The sequence below is a fragment of the Actinocatenispora thailandica genome (assembly GCF_016865425.1).
Classification (GTDB): domain Bacteria; phylum Actinomycetota; class Actinomycetes; order Mycobacteriales; family Micromonosporaceae; genus Actinocatenispora; species Actinocatenispora thailandica.
Map to the genome: position 1 here is coordinate 4,427,561 of NZ_AP023355.1, position 16,832 is coordinate 4,444,392.

The 16,832-nt window shown below is 73.2% G+C and carries 14 protein-coding genes; 7 read left to right on the plus strand and 7 right to left on the minus strand.

Translation table 11 applies throughout. The features are described from left to right. Positions 1 to 94: 94 nt before the first annotated feature. Positions 95 to 553: a MarR family winged helix-turn-helix transcriptional regulator gene (locus Athai_RS19710; RefSeq protein WP_203962863.1), complete on the minus strand. Its 459-nt coding sequence runs from the start codon at positions 551 to 553 to the stop codon at positions 95 to 97. A 55-nt stretch (positions 554 to 608) separates the two neighbouring features. After that, complete coding sequence (locus Athai_RS19715; protein WP_203962864.1) at positions 609 to 2,390, minus strand: ABC transporter ATP-binding protein; 1,782 nt, start codon at positions 2,388 to 2,390, stop codon at positions 609 to 611. A gap of 250 nt (positions 2,391 to 2,640) precedes the next feature. Between Athai_RS19715 and Athai_RS19720 the strand changes: the two genes are divergently transcribed. After that, positions 2,641 to 2,979 carry a hypothetical protein gene (locus Athai_RS19720; protein WP_203962865.1) on the plus strand — a complete coding sequence of 113 codons (339 nt, stop codon included), beginning with the start codon at positions 2,641 to 2,643 and terminating at the stop codon, positions 2,977 to 2,979. A 191-nt stretch (positions 2,980 to 3,170) separates the two neighbouring features. Here Athai_RS19720 and Athai_RS19725 read toward each other — a convergent pair whose 3' ends face one another. Then, on the minus strand, positions 3,171 to 3,707 hold the full coding sequence (locus Athai_RS19725) for a GNAT family N-acetyltransferase (RefSeq protein WP_203962866.1): 537 nt from the start codon (positions 3,705 to 3,707) through the stop codon (positions 3,171 to 3,173). A gap of 339 nt (positions 3,708 to 4,046) precedes the next feature. Between Athai_RS19725 and Athai_RS19730 the strand changes: the two genes are divergently transcribed. The 4 genes from Athai_RS19730 (at position 4,047) to Athai_RS19745 (ending at position 7,100) form a co-directional block, all read left to right on the plus strand. Continuing rightward, a complete protein-coding gene (locus tag Athai_RS19730) occupies positions 4,047 to 4,559 on the plus strand; it encodes a toxin-antitoxin system HicB family antitoxin (RefSeq protein ID WP_203962867.1) in 513 nt (170 codons plus the stop codon). Between the two features lie 39 nt (positions 4,560 to 4,598). Continuing rightward, on the plus strand, positions 4,599 to 5,444 hold the full coding sequence (locus Athai_RS19735; protein ID WP_203962868.1) for a DUF4097 family beta strand repeat-containing protein: 846 nt from the start codon (positions 4,599 to 4,601) through the stop codon (positions 5,442 to 5,444). Positions 5,445 to 5,491: 47 nt separating this feature from the next. Continuing rightward, on the plus strand, positions 5,492 to 6,274 hold the full coding sequence (locus Athai_RS19740; protein ID WP_203962869.1) for an ABC transporter ATP-binding protein: 783 nt from the start codon (positions 5,492 to 5,494) through the stop codon (positions 6,272 to 6,274). Between the two features lie 97 nt (positions 6,275 to 6,371). Continuing rightward, positions 6,372 to 7,100, plus strand: a complete 729-nt coding sequence (locus Athai_RS19745) for an ABC transporter permease (protein ID WP_203965934.1) — start codon at positions 6,372 to 6,374, stop codon at positions 7,098 to 7,100. A gap of 117 nt (positions 7,101 to 7,217) precedes the next feature. Here the strand turns inward: Athai_RS19745 and Athai_RS34840 are convergent, their stop codons facing one another. Beyond that, positions 7,218 to 10,031, minus strand: coding sequence for an FAD-binding and (Fe-S)-binding domain-containing protein (locus Athai_RS34840; protein ID WP_203962870.1), 2,814 nt, complete (start codon positions 10,029 to 10,031; stop codon positions 7,218 to 7,220). Positions 10,032 to 10,235: 204 nt separating this feature from the next. Here Athai_RS34840 and Athai_RS19755 point away from each other — a divergent pair, with 204 nt between their 5' ends. Next, complete coding sequence (locus Athai_RS19755) at positions 10,236 to 11,423, plus strand: RtcB family protein (protein WP_203962871.1); 1,188 nt, start codon at positions 10,236 to 10,238, stop codon at positions 11,421 to 11,423. A gap of 54 nt (positions 11,424 to 11,477) precedes the next feature. On the opposite strand, the gene Athai_RS19760 is transcribed toward Athai_RS19755, so the two are convergent. Then, positions 11,478 to 12,689 (minus strand): FAD-dependent monooxygenase, encoded by a 1,212-nt coding sequence (locus Athai_RS19760; RefSeq protein WP_203962872.1) that lies wholly within the window; start codon positions 12,687 to 12,689, stop codon positions 11,478 to 11,480. Between the two features lie 174 nt (positions 12,690 to 12,863). On the opposite strand from Athai_RS19760, the gene Athai_RS19765 reads away from it, so the two are divergent. Continuing rightward, on the plus strand, positions 12,864 to 13,847 hold the full coding sequence (locus Athai_RS19765; protein ID WP_203962873.1) for a TetR/AcrR family transcriptional regulator C-terminal domain-containing protein: 984 nt from the start codon (positions 12,864 to 12,866) through the stop codon (positions 13,845 to 13,847). Between the two features lie 37 nt (positions 13,848 to 13,884). Here the strand turns inward: Athai_RS19765 and Athai_RS19770 are convergent, their stop codons facing one another. Further along, positions 13,885 to 15,204 carry an NAD(P)/FAD-dependent oxidoreductase gene (locus tag Athai_RS19770; RefSeq protein ID WP_203962874.1) on the minus strand — a complete coding sequence of 440 codons (1,320 nt, stop codon included), beginning with the start codon at positions 15,202 to 15,204 and terminating at the stop codon, positions 13,885 to 13,887. A gap of 193 nt (positions 15,205 to 15,397) precedes the next feature. Continuing rightward, a complete protein-coding gene (locus Athai_RS19775; RefSeq protein ID WP_203962875.1) occupies positions 15,398 to 16,825 on the minus strand; it encodes an MFS transporter in 1,428 nt (475 codons plus the stop codon). Positions 16,826 to 16,832: the final 7 nt, after the last annotated feature.

A 16,832-nucleotide genomic window follows, 5' to 3' on the forward strand; every position in this document is an offset into this window, starting at 1 on the left:
CCGGCGGTGAAACGCCTGGTCGACAGGGATGAGACCGGACCGAACGACCGATTCGGCCACCGAGCACACCGGCCGGTGCATCCGGCCGCAGCGGTCAGTGGGTCGGTGGCTCCCAGTCGGCGAGCCGGACCATCAGGTCACCGGCGACGCGCAGCAGGTCACGCTCGGCGGTGGTCAGCTCGGCATCCATCGCCGCCGCGAGCCAGGCTCGCCGGGCCCGGGTGTCCTCGTCGAACACGCGGCGGCCGGTCTCGGTCAGGGAGACCAGGATCTGCCGCCGGTCGTTCGGGTCGGGGCCGCGCTCGATGAGACCGTTCTCGGCCATCCCCGCCACGATCCGGGTCATCGACTGCGGCGCCACCCTCAGCGAGGCCGCCAGCCCGCCGGTGGTCATGGTGCCGCGCACCGACAGCCGCAGCAACACCCCGAGCACGGCCAGTGACAGCCCGGTCCGTGGCCGCTCGGCTCGCATCCGGCTGCCGAGCCGGCTCACCCCGGCCAGCACCCGGTCCGCCGCCGCCACGCTGGCCCGATCCGGCCCGACCCTTGCCATGTCCGCGAGCCTAGCCGCCGCGCCGGCCACCCACCGCACACGCCGGCGGGCCGGATCAGGGCGCCGCGGCGTGCCCGGACGCGACCAGCGACGCGTACCGGCCACCGGCGGCGACCAGCTCGGCATGCCGGCCGCGTTCGACGATCGAACCGGCGTGCAGGACGACGATCTCGTCCGCGTCCCGGACGGTGGACAGCCGGTGTGCGATGGCGATGGTGGTACGGCCGGCGGCCGCCGCGTCGAGCGCCAGCTGCACCTCGCGTTCGGTACCGGTGTCCAGCGCGCTCGTCGCCTCGTCCAGGATCAGTACCGGCGGGTCGCGCAGCAGCACCCGGGCGATGGCGAGCCGCTGCCGCTCACCGCCGGAGAAGCGGAAGCCGCGCTCACCGACGACCGTGTCGTACCCGTCGGGCAGCGCGGCGATCGCGTCGTGCACCCGCGCCGCCCGGCACGCGGCCACCAGGTCGGCGTCGCTGGCATCCGGCCGGGCGAACCGCAGGTTGGCCGCGACCGTGTCGTGGAACAGGTACGTCTCCTGGGACACCAGCCCGACCACGGCGGCGAGCGAGTCGAGCGTGGCCGCCCGCACGTCGGTACCGCCGATGGTCACCGCACCGCGCTGCGGGTCGTAGAGCCGGGCGATCAGGTACGCCAGGGTGGTCTTGCCGGAACCGGTGGCGCCGACGATCGCCAGCCGGCGGCCCGCCGGTACGGTCAGGTCGATGCCCCGCAACGTCCAGTCGTCGCGGTCGTCGTCGCCGTAGCGGAACCAGACGTCGCGCAGCGCCACCTCGGCCGCGCCGGCGACCGCGAGCGGAGTCGCACCGGGTGCCTCGGCGATGTCGACGGGCAGGTCGAGCACCTCGAAGATGCGGGTGAACAGCGCCATCGAGGCGGACACACCCTGGCCGATGCCCTGCATGGTGCCGATCGGCGAGACCAGCCGGTTCAGCATGCTGGTGAAGGCGACCACGGTGCCCAGCGTGCTCGGGTGGATGCCGTGCGCGAACTGGACGCCGGCCAGCCAGTACACGACGGCGGGGACCGCGACCAGGCTGGCCCGGCGGGACGCCGTCGACCAGCGCCCCATCATCGACGCGGCGATCTCCAGCCGAGAAACCTCGCGCGACTCGGCCACGAACCGGTCGCGCAGCTCGTCCCGGTTGCCCATCGTCTTCGCCAGCAGGATGCCGGACACCGACAGGGACTCGCTGGTCAGTGCGGTCAGCCCGCTGATGCGTCGTTGCCGGTGGCCGGCCACGGCCCGCCGGCGGCGTCCCAGCCGGGGCGTGAGCAGCAGCATCCCGGGCACCACCACGAGCGCGACCAGTGCCAGCTGCCAGTCGAGTACCACCAGCGCGACCGCCACCGCGAGCGCCGACACTCCACTTTGGACCATCGCGGTGACGGTGTTGGTCAGCACCGCGTCGACGCCGGCGATGTCGCTGGTGATGCGGGACAGCGTGGCGCCGGCGCGGGTCCTGGTGAAGTAGCCGAGCGACATCCGTTGCAGGTGCTCGTACACCGCGACCCGGACGTCGTGCATGATGCCCTGGCCGATCACGTTCGACAGCCGGTTGGTGACGGCCGACAGCATCGCGGTACCGGCGGCCGAGGCGAGCATGCCGAGCGCGAGCAGGCTCAGCAACGGTACGTCCCGTTCCGGTATCGCCCGGTCCAGGATCTCCCGGAGCAGGAACGGCGCGCTGACGCTCACCCCGGCCTGCAGCACCAGGAGCGCGACCAGGCCGGTGAGCCGCCGCCGGTAACCGACGAACAGCGCGGCGATCCGCCGTACCGGCACTCCCGGTTCGCTCTCGCGAGATTTGCTACGCATATGTTGACTATCTACTGCGCACGGGACGGGGTCAAATCGATTCACGAAGCGCGATCGGGCGAAAGCTCCCGACCATTCCTTCAGCAGGTGTTTATCAATGGGCCGTCGGCTTCGGCCTGCACACCCGGGAAGGGGTAGCGGACGCCGCGGGTGGACCCGACCGGTCTTCGACGTCATCGACCGATCGGCCGGTACCCGACACGGAGTCCGACCGGTACCGTCGCGTCGCTCTCACCCAGAAAGGACTCCGATGTCGCAACCGACGACGCACCGACTCACCGACGAGCGACTGGCCTGGCTGGCCGTCCGCGACCACTTCGCCGCGGTGGCCCGTCGGCTCGGGGTGCTTGGCACCGCGGCGCTGATCTTGGCTTTCCTGGGTGGCGGCGGGCGCAGCCGGGGCGCGATGGTCGCCGATGACCAGCGCCACGCCATGACCGGCAAGCTGGGTGACTACGCGTTCGCGGTGGACGACGCGGCCCGCACGCTGAACAAGGACGAGCGCGCCCGGCTGCGGGCCACCGGCGAGGTACCGGACTGGTTCGTCGCCGACGTCGAGCGCCGCTTCAAGGAGCTGCGCAAGCGCTGATCACCGCGGTGGGCCCGGCGCGCCGGGCAGAGCCACCCCGCACGCCGCGTCGGCGCCGAGCCGGTCGGGCCGGCCATCCGCCGGGCACCACGGGACCCGCCGGCCGTCGCGATGTCCGCGTGAGGAGCTAGGACGTGTCTTCATGGCCAGCCACCCGGCTGCGCCGGGGCGGAGCCATGAAGACACGCTCTTTAGGGGGCGACCCGGGTGCGGTCCGGGGCGAGGTAGCTGTGCACGACCGGGCGGTCCGCGTCCGGGCCGGTCCACCAGGACGCCGACGTGGTGGCGACCCGGCGCCAGCCGAGCCGCTCGTACAGCGCGGTCGGACCGCCCCAGCGGGCGTCGAGCACGTCCAGTGCGCAGCGGCGACCACGGTCGGCCGCCGCGGCGACCGCGGTGTCGATCAGCCGGGCCCCGGCGCCGGTACCGCGAGCCCGCGGCGCCACGAACAGCCGGCTGACGCTCGCCAGCCGCGCCGCGGGAAGCCGGGCCGCGCCCGCGACCGCGTCCCGCAGTTCCAGGTCGCTGCCGTCACGCAGCAGCAGCTGGCCGACCACCTCGTCGCCGATGGTGCACACCCAGGCGTCGAGCACCCCGTTCGGGCACAGCCAGCCGACCGGGTCCGCGGGCCACACCAGCGGGTACGCGTCCTGCCGCTGCACGATGCGCAGCGCGGCGACGCAGCCGGGCAGGTCGTCGTCGCGGCGCGGGCGAATGATCGTCTGCACGGCGCAACGGTACGGCCTTCCCGGGCGGGCGCCCGAACGGACCCGACGGCGACCCGGTTCCAGGAAGGAGCCGGGCGACGCCACCGCGACCGCGGTGACACCACCCCCGGTGGCACCGAGGGTGCCATCGAGTGCCAATGGCGCAGCGCCTCCTTCCCGCACCCCGACCCGGTCGCACTGCCACCCGGGATACCCACACTGAACTGCGGAAACAGTCCAGGCCCCGGCAACCGGGAGGGCGGCCCGGACGCGCCGATCCACCTCGCCACGGCAACACCGATCCACCGGCGTGCCAATTTGGCACTTGTGATGACGTCAACGATGTGCCATGCTGACGTCATGGAGCTGAACACCTACGTCCGACAGCTTCACGACCAGCTCGTGGCCGTGGCCGAGACCGGGGATCCGGCGGCACGCGCGTTCCTCGATCGGCTGATCGTGGCGCTGGAGCCGGCCGCGCGACTGGCGCTGCTGGACGCGCTGTCCGCCGCGGCGGCCGAGATCACCCAGGACCTGGCCCCCGGTTCGGTCGAGGTCCGGTTGCGGGCCGGCGAGCCGGAGTTCGCGGTCAGCACGCCGGCCACCGAGCAGCCCGGCGCCGGGACCGAACCACCGGCGGCACCGATCGTCGACGACGACACCGACGGCCCGATGGTTCGGCTCAACCTTCGACTCTCCGAGTCACTCAAGAACCGCATCGAGCGGGCCGCAGCACGGCAGGGCCGGTCCGCCAACGCCTGGCTGGCCCGGGCCGCCACGGCCGCCCTGGCCGCGGAGGACACCGAACCGCCCACCACCCACGCCGCCCCCGGCCGCGGCTCGCACCGACGGCAAACCGGCTGGGTGCGCTGACATCCGCACCGCCCACCACGTACCGCAACGGAGACCGCCATGCCCAGCTACGACACACCCGAACCCATCTCGGTGACCGCGGACCTGTTCGTCGGCAACCTCACCGTGCACGCCACCGACCGCACCAGCACCGTGGTCGAGGTGGTACCGACCGACCCGAACGACGAGTCGAACGTGCGCGCCGCCGAACAGGCCAGGGTCGAGTACGCCGACGGCGTGCTGCGGATCCGCAGCACCCGACTGCGCAACTGGATCTCCTGGAGCAACAAGACCTGGTCGATCGACGTGACCATCCAGTTGCCCACCGGATCCGCGGTGCGCAGCTCCGCCACGATGGGCGACGTCGTCACCACCGGCACGCTCGGCGACTGCCAGGTCAAGTCCGGCACCGGGCGGCTGCGGCTGGAGCGCACCGGTGCGCTGCGGGCCCGCACCGTCGGCGACATCGACATCGGCCGCATCGACGGCACCGCCGAGGTGTCCACCGGCTCCGGCACCATCCGGATCGGCGCCCTCGGCGGCAACGCCGTGGTCAAGAACTCCAACGGGATGACCGAGATCGACGCGATCACCGGGGACGCCCAGGTCCGCTCGTCCAACGGCAACATCACCATCGGCGACGCCGGCGGCAGCGTGCAGGCGCGCACCGCGGCCGGATCGGTCCAGATCGAACGGGCGATCCGCGGCAGGGTCGACGCCGAGACCGGGTTCGGCAACCTGCGGATCGGTCTCGCCCACGGCAGCGCCGCCAAGCTCGACCTGGAGACCAAGTTCGGGCGGATCGACAACACGCTCGACAGCTCCGACGGCCCGGCGCCGTCCGACGAGGTGGTCACCGTCCGGTGCCGCACCTCGTACGGCGAGATCGCGCTCGGCCGGGCCTGACCCACCACCACCCCACGAACCTGACCACCCAGAAAGGAGTCGGGGCGATGACTGCTGCGCCGGCTATCCAGGTCAAGGGACTGCGCAAGTCCTACCAGAAACTCCAGGTGCTCAAGGGCGTCGACTTCGACGTACCGCGCGGGAGCATCTTCGCGCTGCTCGGCTCCAACGGTGCCGGCAAGACCACCGTGGTGCGCATCCTCGCCACCCTGCTCGAGCCGGACGACGGTGTCCTGCGCGTCAACGGGCTCGACGTGACCGACCAGCCGGGCAAGGTGCGTGACTCGATCAGCCTGACCGGGCAGTTCGCGGCGGTGGACGAGATCCTCACCGGCCGGGAGAACCTGGTCATGATCGCGCGGCTGCGGCGAGTCGCCGACCCCCGCCGGGTGGCCGACGAGCTGCTCGACCGGTTCCGGCTCACCGAGGCGGGCGGGCGGCGGGTCGCGACCTACTCCGGCGGCATGCGCCGCCGGCTGGACATCGCGATGAGTCTCATCGGCGACCCGGCGGTGATCTTCCTCGACGAGCCGAGTACCGGGCTGGACCCGCAGGCCCGGCTGGAGGTCTGGCAGGTGATCCAGGACCTCGCCGACAGCGGGACCACGGTGCTGCTGACCACCCAGTACCTGGACGAGGCGGAGAAGCTCGCCGACCGCATCGCGATCCTGCACGAGGGCACGATCATCGTCTCCGGCACGCTCGCCGAGCTGCGGCAGCTGCTACCGCCGGCGCAGGTGGAGTACGTGGAGCGGCAGCCGACGCTGGAGGACATCTTCCTGGCGATCGTCGACGGCGACGACACCCGCCAGAAGCAGAAGCAGTCGTGAACCGGCGCGGCACCCGCGGCGCGGGAACCGGCCGGATGGATGTTTCGACGAAGGAGGAACGCTCGTGACCACCCACACCCTCAGCGACACCGGCGTGATGCTCGGGCGCTCCATGCGGCACATCACCCGCAGCCTGGACACCATCATCACCGTCACGATCATGCCGATCGGGTTCATGCTGCTGTTCGTCTTCGTGTTCGGCGGCGCGATCCAGGCCGGCACCGACCACTACGTCGACTACCTGATGCCCGGCATCCTGCTCATCGCGATCGCGAGCGGCATCTCCTACACCGCGTTCCGGCTGTTCAACGACCTCAAGGGCGGCATCTTCGAACGGTTCCACTCGATGCCGATCGCCCGGTCCTCGGTGCTGTGGGGACACGTACTGACCTCGCTGGTGTCCAACCTGGTCTCGGTGGCGATCATCGTCGGGGTCGGCTTCGCGATCGGCTTCCGCTCCCCGGCCGGGGTTGCGGCCTGGCTCGCCGTGGTCGGCATCCTGGTGCTGTTCACGCTCGCACTGACCTGGATCGCGGTGATCGCCGGGCTGTCCGCGTCCTCCCCGGACGGGGCGACCGCGTTCTCCTACCCGATCATCTTCCTGCCGTTCGTCAGCTCGGCGTTCGTACCCACCGACACGATGCCCGGGCCGGTCCGCGCCTTCGCCGAGAACCAGCCGGTCACCTCGATCGTGAACGCGATCCGGGCGTTGCTGGCCCGGCAGCCGGTCGGCCACGACATCTGGATCGCGCTCGCCTGGTGCGTCGGCATCCTGGTCGCCGCGTACGCGGTGGCGATGGTCGTCTACCGGCGCAAGATCGGCTGACCGACCGGCTACCGGCCGCCCCGGCACCGTGCGGGGCGGCCGGTTCCGTGGTTCCCGGCACTGGCCGGGCGCCGCGACGCGCGCCGTCCGGCCGGCGCGGGCGGCCCGGTGGAGCGATCAGCGGTCCGAGACGGCGGCGTCGAGCAGCTCGGCCAGGTGCCGGCCGGGGCGCTCGCCGAGGTCGGCCAGCTGGGTACGGCAGGAGAAGCCGTCGGCGAGCAGCACCGTGTCGGCGTCCGCGTCGCGGACCGCGGGCAGCAGCGCCGACTCGGCCACCGCGACGGACACCTCGTAGTGGCCGCGTTCCATCCCGAAGTTGCCGGCGAGGCCGCAACAGCCGCCGACCGACCGGACCGCCGCGCCGGCCCGCTCCAGCAGTGCCCGGTCCGCGTCCCACCCCATCACCGCATGCTGGTGGCAGTGCGGCTGGGCGAGCACCTCGACCCCGGACAGGTCCGGCGGCTGCCAGCCGGGGCGCTCGCCGAGCAGCTCGGCGAGGGTACGGGTGGCGCCCGCGACCCGGTTGGCGACCTCGTGGTCGAGCAGTTCCACGGCGTCGCCGCGCAGCACCGCGGTGCAGGACGGCTCCAGGCCCACGATCGGCACGCCGCGGCGGGCGTGCGGCGCGAGGGTGGCCACCGACCGGCGCAGGATGCGCTTCGCCGCGTCCAGCTGGCCGGTGGAGATCCAGGTCAGCCCGCAGCACAGCCCCGGATCGGGCAGCTGCACGGCGAACCCGGCCCGTTCCAGTACCCGCACCGCCGCGGCACCGGTCTCCGGGGTGAAGTGGTTGGTGAAGGTGTCCACCCAGAGCAGCACCGGATCCCCGTCCGTCCGATATGGACGGTTGTGGAACCAGTGCCGGAACGTGCGCGGCGCGAACCGCGGCACCGAGCGCCGGGTGTCCACCCCGGCCAGCCGCTTCGCCACCGCCGCCACCCCGGGCGCGGCCAGCGCGGCGTTGGCCAGCGCCGGCACCCGCGACGCCAGCCGGGACCATCGCGGCAGCATCCCCAGCGTGTAGTGCGACACCGGCCGCAGCCGCCGCCGGTACGCCTGGTGCAGCACCTCCGCCTTGTAGCTCGCCATGTCCACGCCGGCCGGGCAGTCGCTCGCGCAGCCCTTGCAGGACAGGCACAGGTCCAGCGCCTCGTGCACCTCCGGGGAGCGCCAACCGTCGCGGACCAGCGTGCCGTTCAGCATCTCCTGCAGCACCCGGGAACGGCCCCGGGTGGAGTCCTTCTCGTCCCGGGTGGCGACGAACGACGGGCACATCACGCCGCCACCGCCGGTGTTGTCGGCGCGGCACACGCCCACCCCGGTACAGCGGTGCACGGCCGTGCCGAAATCGCCGTGGTCGTGCCGGAACGCCAGCGCCAGCCGGTCGGTGACCGGGCGGGCCGCCGGTACCCGCAGATCGGCGTCGACCGGACGGGGCCGCACGATCACCCCGGGGTTGAGCACCCCGTCCGGGTCGAACGCGTCCTTGACCGCGGCGAACGCGGACAGCGCGGCCGACGAGTACATCAGTGGCAGCAGCTCGCCGCGGGCCCGCCCGTCGCCGTGCTCGCCGGACATCGACCCGCCGTACGAGGCGACCAGCTTCGCCGCCTCGGTCAGGAACTCGCGGAACCGCCGCACTCCGGGTTCGCCGCCGGACAGCGGGAAGTCGATCCGCACGTGCAGGCAACCGTCGCCGAAGTGCCCGTACGGCATGCCGGACAGGCCCTGCGCCGCCAGCAGCTCGTCGAACTCACGCAGGTAGGCACCGAGCTTCTCCGGCGGCACCGCCGAGTCCTCCCACCCCGCGTAGGCGGGCTGGTTGTGCGCCGACCGCTGGGACAGCGCGGCGCCGGCCTCCCGGATCCGCCACACCGCCGCCGCATCCGGCACCACCGCGGCGTCCAGCGCACCCGAGTCGGCGATCAGCGCCGCCGCGGCGGCTTCCAGCTCCGCCGGTGACTCGCCGGCCAGCTCGGCGAACAGCCAGCCCTCGCCGGCCGGCAGCGGTGGCACCGCGGCTGCCCCGCGGCGGCTGCGCACCACCTCGACGATCCGGATGTCCAACCCCTCCAGCGCGATCGGCCGGTGCGGCAGCAACGCCGGTACCGCGTCGGCGGCCGCCGCCATGCTCGGGTAGCCGAGCGCGACCAGCGTGGTCGCCGGCGGCACCGGCACCAGCGAGACGGTGCCGCGCAGCAGCACCGCACAGCCGCCCTCGGTACCGACCAGCGCCCGCGCCACGTCGAAGTCGTGCTCCGGCAGCAGGTGCTCCAGCGAATAGCCGGACACCTGCCGGCCGAACCGGCCCAGCTCGGTACGGATGGTCGCCAGGTGCTCGCGGGTGGCCCGGTGCAGCGCGGACAGCACCGGCGAGGACGCCGGGTCGGCGCCGCGGCCCGCGGTGAGCCGCTCCCCGGTGCCGGCCAGCACGTCCAGGTCGAGCACGCTGTCCGCGGTGCGCCCGTAGGCGAGGGCCCGGGAGCCGCACGAGTTGTTGCCGATCATGCCGCCGAACGTGCAGCGGCTGTGCGTGGACGGTTCCGGACCGAACCGCAGCCGGTGCGGCGCGATCTCCCGCTGCAGCTGGTCGAGCACCACCCCCGGCTGCACCACCGCGGTCCGGGCGTCCGGGTCCACCGCCTCGATCCGGTTCAGGTGCCGGGAGAAGTCGAGCACCAGGCCGGTGCCGACCGCGTTGCCGGCGATCGAGGTACCGGCGCCGCGCGCGGTCAGCGGCACTCCCAGCTCGCGGCAGACCGCCAGCGCCGCGGCGACCTCGTCCGCGTGCCGCGGGAAGGCCACCGCGGTCGGTGGCACCCGGTACAGCGAGGCGTCGGTGGAGTACTCGGCACGGCGGCGGGCGGAGGCGTCCACCTCGGGCACCCCGGCCCGCCGCAGCGCCACCACCAGATCCTGCGTCTCGACCATCCCGCCATCCTCTCGCACTGCTCGTACCGCCGGCCGGCCGGTGACCGCCGTCCCACGCTGCGGCGGCCGAACACGTCACCACGTCGCGCGGCCGGACAAAACACTTTGCCCCCACCGGCGCCGACTCGGCATCCTCGTACCGACCCGCCGCGCGCCCGGCCACGCAGCACCGGCGCGGTGCCGTACCGATCCCTGGAGACCGTCATGTCGTACTCGTTGCTGCCCGGCACCGCCGCGCCGGTGCGGATGTGGACCGATCCCTCCACTGTGGACGGCGATGCGCTGCGGCAGCTGCGCAACATCGGTTCGCTGCCCTGGGTGCACGGGATCGCGGTGATGCCGGACGTGCACCTGGGCAAGGGCGCGACGGTCGGTTCGGTGATCGCGATGCGGCAGGCGGTCGCGCCGGCCGCGGTCGGCGTCGACATCGGCTGCGGCATGTCCGCGGTCCGCACCTCGCTGACCGCCGCGCAGCTGCCGGACGATCTCGGTTCGCTGCGGTCGGCGATCGAGGCGGTCGTGCCGGTCGGCTTCGCCGCGCACGACGACCCGGTCGACCCGCGTCGCCTGTGGGGCGTCAAGACCGCGGGCTGGGCCGAGTTCTGGCACCGGTTCGGGGGTCTGCACCAGGGCGTCCGGCACCGCCAGGTACGGGCGATGAAGCAGCTCGGCACGCTCGGCGGCGGCAACCACTTTTGCGAGGTTTGCGTCGATACATCGGATTCGGTGTGGGTGCTGTTGCACTCCGGATCCCGCAACATCGGCAAGGAACTGGCCGAGCGGCACATGGCGGTGGCCCGCAAGCTGCCGCACAATGCCGACCTGCCCGACCGGGACCTCGCGGTCTTCGTCGCCGGCACGCCGGAGATGGCCGCCTACCGCCGCGACCTGTACTGGGCGCAGGAGTACGCCCGGCGCAACCGGGAGCTGATGCTCGCGCTGGTGTCCGGCGTGCTGCGGGCCGAGCTGCCCGGCATCCGGTTCGACGAGCCGATCTCCTGTCACCACAACTACGTGGCCGAGGAGACGTACGACGGGGTGGAGCTGCTGGTGACCCGCAAGGGCGCGATCCGCGCCGGCCGCGGTGAGCTCGGCATCATCCCCGGCTCGATGGGCACCGGCTCGTACCTGGTTCGCGGCCTGGGCAACACCGACGCGTTCGTGTCCGCGTCGCACGGCGCCGGGCGGCGAATGAGCCGCACCAAGGCGAAGCAGATCTACCGGGAGGCGGACCTCGCCGCCCAGACCGCGGGTATCGAGTGCCGCAAGGATGCGGGTGTGGTCGACGAGATCCCGGCCGCGTACAAGGATCTGGATCAGGTGATGGCGCAGCAGTCGGATCTGGTCGAGGTGGTCCAGCAGCTGCGCCAGGTCATCTGCATCAAGGGCTGACGGCGCCGGCGGCCGGTCGGGCCGGCCGCCGGCGCGAGCGCCGGCGTTGGCCGGTCAGCGGGCGGCCGGCACCGGATAGTCGGGCAGGTCGATGGCGTTCACCGCCTTGTCGATGCCGCCCATCATCATGCCGCCGCCGGGCAGCTTCGTCATCATCCGCATCGACCAGTCGCGCAGCCGGATGCCGCGGCGGGTCGCCGGCAGGAAGCCCTTCACCCCGCCCGGCAGCGGCTTGCGGTTCGCCGCCACGTAGCCGGCCATCCGCGCCTGGTACGCCGGGTACCCGGTGCGGTGGTCGCCGCCGGCCGCGGCGAGCTCGCCAGCCAGCACGTAGGCGCCGACGATCGCCATCGAGGTACCCATCCCGACCGATCCGGCGAAGCAGGAGTCACCGAGCAGGATCACCCGGTCCCGGTACCAGCGGGTCATCTCGATCTTCCCGACCCGGTCGAAGTAGAAGTCGGGCGCGTCCGCCATCGAGGCGAGCAGTTCCGGCACCTGCCAGCGCTCCCCGGCGAAGACCCGCGCCACGATCGCCTTCTGCGCAGCGATGTCGCGCCGGTCGTAGTCGATCGGGTCGCAGGCGAAGTGGAACATCGCCCGCGCCTCGTCGTGCGCCGGGTAGAGCAGCACGTTGCGGCCGCCGGTGGTGCCGTTGCCGGCCGGCATCGAGTACATCAGCTCCCAGCCGTCCAGCCGCAGCGAGGTGCGGGCGGTGAACACCGCCCGGTGGTAGCCGGAGTCGGCCATCCGCCAGTCGTCGGCTCCGAAGGCGATCCGGCGGGTCGCCGAGAAGATCCCGTCCGCGCCGACCACCAGGTCGAACCGTCGCGCGCCGGCCCGCTCGAACGTCACGTCGACCCCGCCGGCATGCTGGTCGAGCGCGGTGATCGTGTCGTCGAACAGGTACTCCACCCCGTCGGCGGCCTCGACCAGGATCCGGGAGAGGTCGGCGCGCAGGATCTCCAGATCCGCCACGATGCCGCCGGAGTCGCCGAACGCCTCGGCGGACATCTCCGCAGTGCGCCGGTTGTGCTCGTCCACGTTGGCGATGCCGCGGGTGCCGGTGTGCGCGGCGCGCACCTGGTCGATCAGCCCCATCCGTTCGATCACCGTGCGGGCCGCGCCGCGCACGTCGATGCCCTGGCCGCCGGGCCGCAGCGCCGGTGCCCGCTCCACCACCGTGACGTCCATCCCGTACCGGCGCAGCCAGTACGCGAGTGCCGGGCCGGCGATGCTCGCCCCGCTGATCAGCACCTGGGTCATGGTTCGCTCCCTCGTCCGTACGGCCGGCACGATCGTCGCGCCGCCGTTCCTCGGTACACTGTACATACACTTCCACCGACTGCCCAGACTGGGCGAATGAGCAGGGAAGATGACCTGTGACGCACTAGTGCACCAGGTCGCGTAGGATCCAGTGCACTAGTGCGGAGGTGCACCATGGCGGCGACGTACCGGCAGATCGTGACGGACATCCGGGGCCGCATCGAGTCCGGCGAGCTGGCCCCCGGCGCGGCCGTACCGTCGACCCGGCGGCTGGTGGCCGACTACGGAGTGGCGATGGCGACCGCCACCAAGGCGCTGACCGCGCTGCGCCAGGCCGGCCTGGTCCGGGCGGTGCACGGGGTCGGCACCGTCGTCGCCGAGCCGGCGAGCGCGCCGGTCCCGACCACGCCCGAGGCCCGGCCGCCCGAGGCCCGGCCGACCGAGGCCCCGCCGACCACGACCCGGCGGACCGCGGGGCACGCCGCGCGGCCGGCGGGCCCGGTCGGCCGGGACGAGGTGGTGCGCACCGCGATCGCGATCGCCGACGCGGACGGCCTGGCCGGGGTCTCGATGCGCCGGGTCGCCGCCGAGCTGGGCATCGCCACCATGTCGCTGTACCGCCACGTGGCCAGCCGGGACGAGCTGGTGACCCGGATGCTCGACGCGGCGATCGGCGAGCAGCCGCTGCCCGCCGAGCCGCCGGCCGGCTGGCGGGCCCGGTGCACCGTCGCCGCCCGGACGATGTGGGCGTTCTGCCAGCGGCATCCGTGGGCCGCGCCGGCCCTGTCGATGACCCGGCCACAGTCGATCCCGAACGGGATGGACTACACCGAGTGGCTGCTCGCCGCCTTCGACGGGTACGGCCTGGACCTCGACACCAGGTTCCGGGCCGGCCTGATCGTGCTGATGTACGTGCGCGGGCTCGCGGTCAACATCGAGCCGGAGCTGCGGGCCCAGGAGGACACCGGGCTCACCGACGAGGAGTGGATGGAGCAGCAGAAGCCGTCGATGCTCGCCGTCGTCGACCCGGAGCGCTTCCCGCAGCTGTCGTCGGCGATGCACGACGAGGTCGACGCGGACCTGGCGTCGATGTTCGAGTTCGGCCTGCAGCGGCTGCTCGACGGCATCGAGGTCTTCCTCGCCGCGCCGGCACCCTGAGCCGCCGGCACGGCGATCGGCCGGCCGCCGCTTCCGGTCAGTCGGCGAGCGACTCCAGCGGTACCGACGGGTCGGTCAACCGGGACTCGTCGACCGGCCGGCCGGCCTTCACGATCGCCTCGATGTGACCGCTGACGTCCCACACGTTGACGTTCATCCCGGCCAGCAACCGGTCGCCGCGCAGCCAGAACGCGATGAACTCGCGGCTGCCGGGGTCGCCGCGGTACGCCACCCGCACGTCCGGATCGGCCACGTCGTCGACGTAGCCGGAGTACTCCAACCCCAGGTCGTACTGGTCGGAGAAGAAGAACGGCACCTGGTCGTACACGTGGTCGTGGCCGAGCATCGAGTGTGCCGCGGCGACCCCGCCGTCCTGCGCGTTCGACCAGTGCTCGACCCGGATCCGCCGGCCCAGCCAGGGCCGGTACGAGTTGGCCACGTCACCGGCCGCGAACACGTCCTGCGCCGAGGTGCGCAGCCGCTCGTCGGTGACGATCCCGTCGTCCACCGCGATGCCGGCGGCCACCGCGAGCTCCACCGCCGGCCGGATCCCGACCCCGGCGACGACCACGCCGGCCGGCAGCTCGGTGCCGTCGGACAGCCGTACCCCGGCGACCGCACCGCGCTCCCCGCGGATCTCCTCGACGGTGGTTCCGAAGCGGAAGTCGACGCCGTGGTCGGCGTGCAGCTTGGCGAAGAAGGCGCCGACTTCGTCGCCGAGCACCCGGCGCAGCGGGCACGGCTCGGGTTCGACCACGGTCACCGACACTCCGTGCGAGATGCCGGCCGCGGCCACCTCCAGGCCGATCCAGCCGGCGCCGACCACCACCATCCGGCGGCCACCACCGGTGGCGCGCAGCAGCGCGAGCAGGTCGTCGGCGTCATCGAGGGTGCGCAGGTAGCGCACCCCGGGCAGGTCCGCGCCGGGCACGTCGAGGGTGCGCACCCGGGACCCGGTGGCGAGCAGCAGCTGGTCGTAGCGCAGCTCGTGGTAGCCGTCCAGGGTGAGCACGTGCTCGGTGGTGTCGAGCATGGTGGCCCGCACGCCACGGCGCACCTCCACCCGGTTCTGCGCGTACCAGGACTCGTCGTGGCAGAACACGACGGTGCGCGGGTCGTTGCCGAGCAGGTAACCCTTCGACAGCGGGGGCCGCTCGTACGGCATCTCCTCCTCGTCGGTGAGCAGCACGATGCGGCCCTGGTACCCGTCGGTGCGCAGCGTCTCGACCGCCCGGCCGGCGGTGAGCCCGCCGCCGACCACGACGAACGTCTCCGGCCTGCTGCTGCCCGGCGGGCGACCCACCTCGCGGGCCTCGTCGCGTTCGGTCTCGCCGTCCGGGGTGATCGGTTCGGTCATGGCCCCAGCCTGCCCCCAGCGGCCGACCCGGACAACCCGAACGCGCCGATCTCGCCGGGTACCAGCCGGTCGGCCGGCGCGGCTCGGGCGGGTCCGCCCGGGCAGGCCTCGACGGGACGGGGCCAAGGCCATGGTCTCCCTCAGCGAATCGGCCACCTTCCGACGCACCAGCTTCGGATCGGCACGGGGCCGGTCAGCGCCGGCGGCGCAGGCTGCCGAGCAGCAGTACCGCGGCGATGCCGGCGACCGCCACACCCAGCCGGTGCAGGCCGGTGTCCGGAGCCACCCCGGCGGACAGCAGCTCGATCAGCGCCGCGGCCAGGTTGGCCCCCACGTACTGCGAGGTCCGGTACAGCCCGGACGCGGCACCGGTGGCGTCGGCGGGCGCGGCGGCGTACATGGAGGTCTGGTTGCCCATGTTGTTGAAGCCGTTCGGCAGGCCGAGCACCGCGCTGACCGCGAGCAACGCCAGCACCGGCGTCGCGGCGTGCACCACGGTCGCGAGGACCACGCCCCCGACGAGCAGCCCGAGCGAGCCGAACAGCAGCGGCAGCCGCGGACCGCGAGTGCGGACCAGCCGGGTGGCCACCAGCGTCATGAACACGCCGAGGCCGGCGATCGGCAGCACCACCAGGCCGGCCCCGGCGGCGGACAACCCGCGACCCTGCTCCAGCCAGGAGGGCACCCCGTAGAAGATCGCGTAGAACGCGACGTAGGTGAGCGCGGTGCGCAGGTAGGTGCCGGTCAGCGCCCGGTTGCGGCCCAGCAGCCGGACGTCCAGGAACGGTTCGGCGGCGCGCAGCTCGTGCCCGACCAGGGCGGCGCCCAGCGCGAGCACCACCGGCAGCAGCCACCAGCGCGGCGCGGACGCGAGCGACAGCAGGAACAGCATCAGCGCCGTCATCGTCGCCGCGAACAGTGCGAGCCCGGCCGGATCGAGCCGGCGCAGTGCCGCCGCCCCGGCCGGGCGGTGCGTGGCCCGGGGCGTACCAGCGGGGCCCCAGCGTCCGACGCACACCGCGCCGATCGCCACGAACGGCAGGTTCACCAGGAAGATGGACTGCCAGCCGAACCCGCCGACCAGGGCACCGCCCAGCGTCGGACCGAACGCCACCGCCGTCTGCGAGCAGACCGACAGGATGCCCAGCGCGCTCGCCGCCCGAACGCCCCGGGGTGCCCGGCCGGTGGCCCCGGCGCCGGGCGGCGCGCCGCGCGCGGCGGCCATCCGTACCATCGCGATGCCCGCCGGATACTGCGCCGCGGTGCCGAGGCCCAGCAGCACCCGGCAGCCGATCAGGACGCCCAGGGTCGGCGCGAACGGTGCGGCCACCGACGCCACCGCCACCAGCAGCAGCCCGGCCAGGAACACCCGCCGCGGACCGATCAGGTCGGCCAGCCGCCCCATCGTGGGTGCGCCGACCGCCGTCGCCAGGTACAGCGCGGAGACCAGCCAGGAGGCGTCGGCGCCGGCGTGGAAGTCGGTGCGGATGCCGACCAGCGCGACCGCGATCATCGACGAGTTCAGCGCCTGCAGCAGGGTGCCGAACGCGATCGAGCCGACCAGCCGGCTCGGTAATCGGGCCGGCGCGCCCGGCGGTGCGGTGGTGGTGCCGGTGCTCATGTCACCC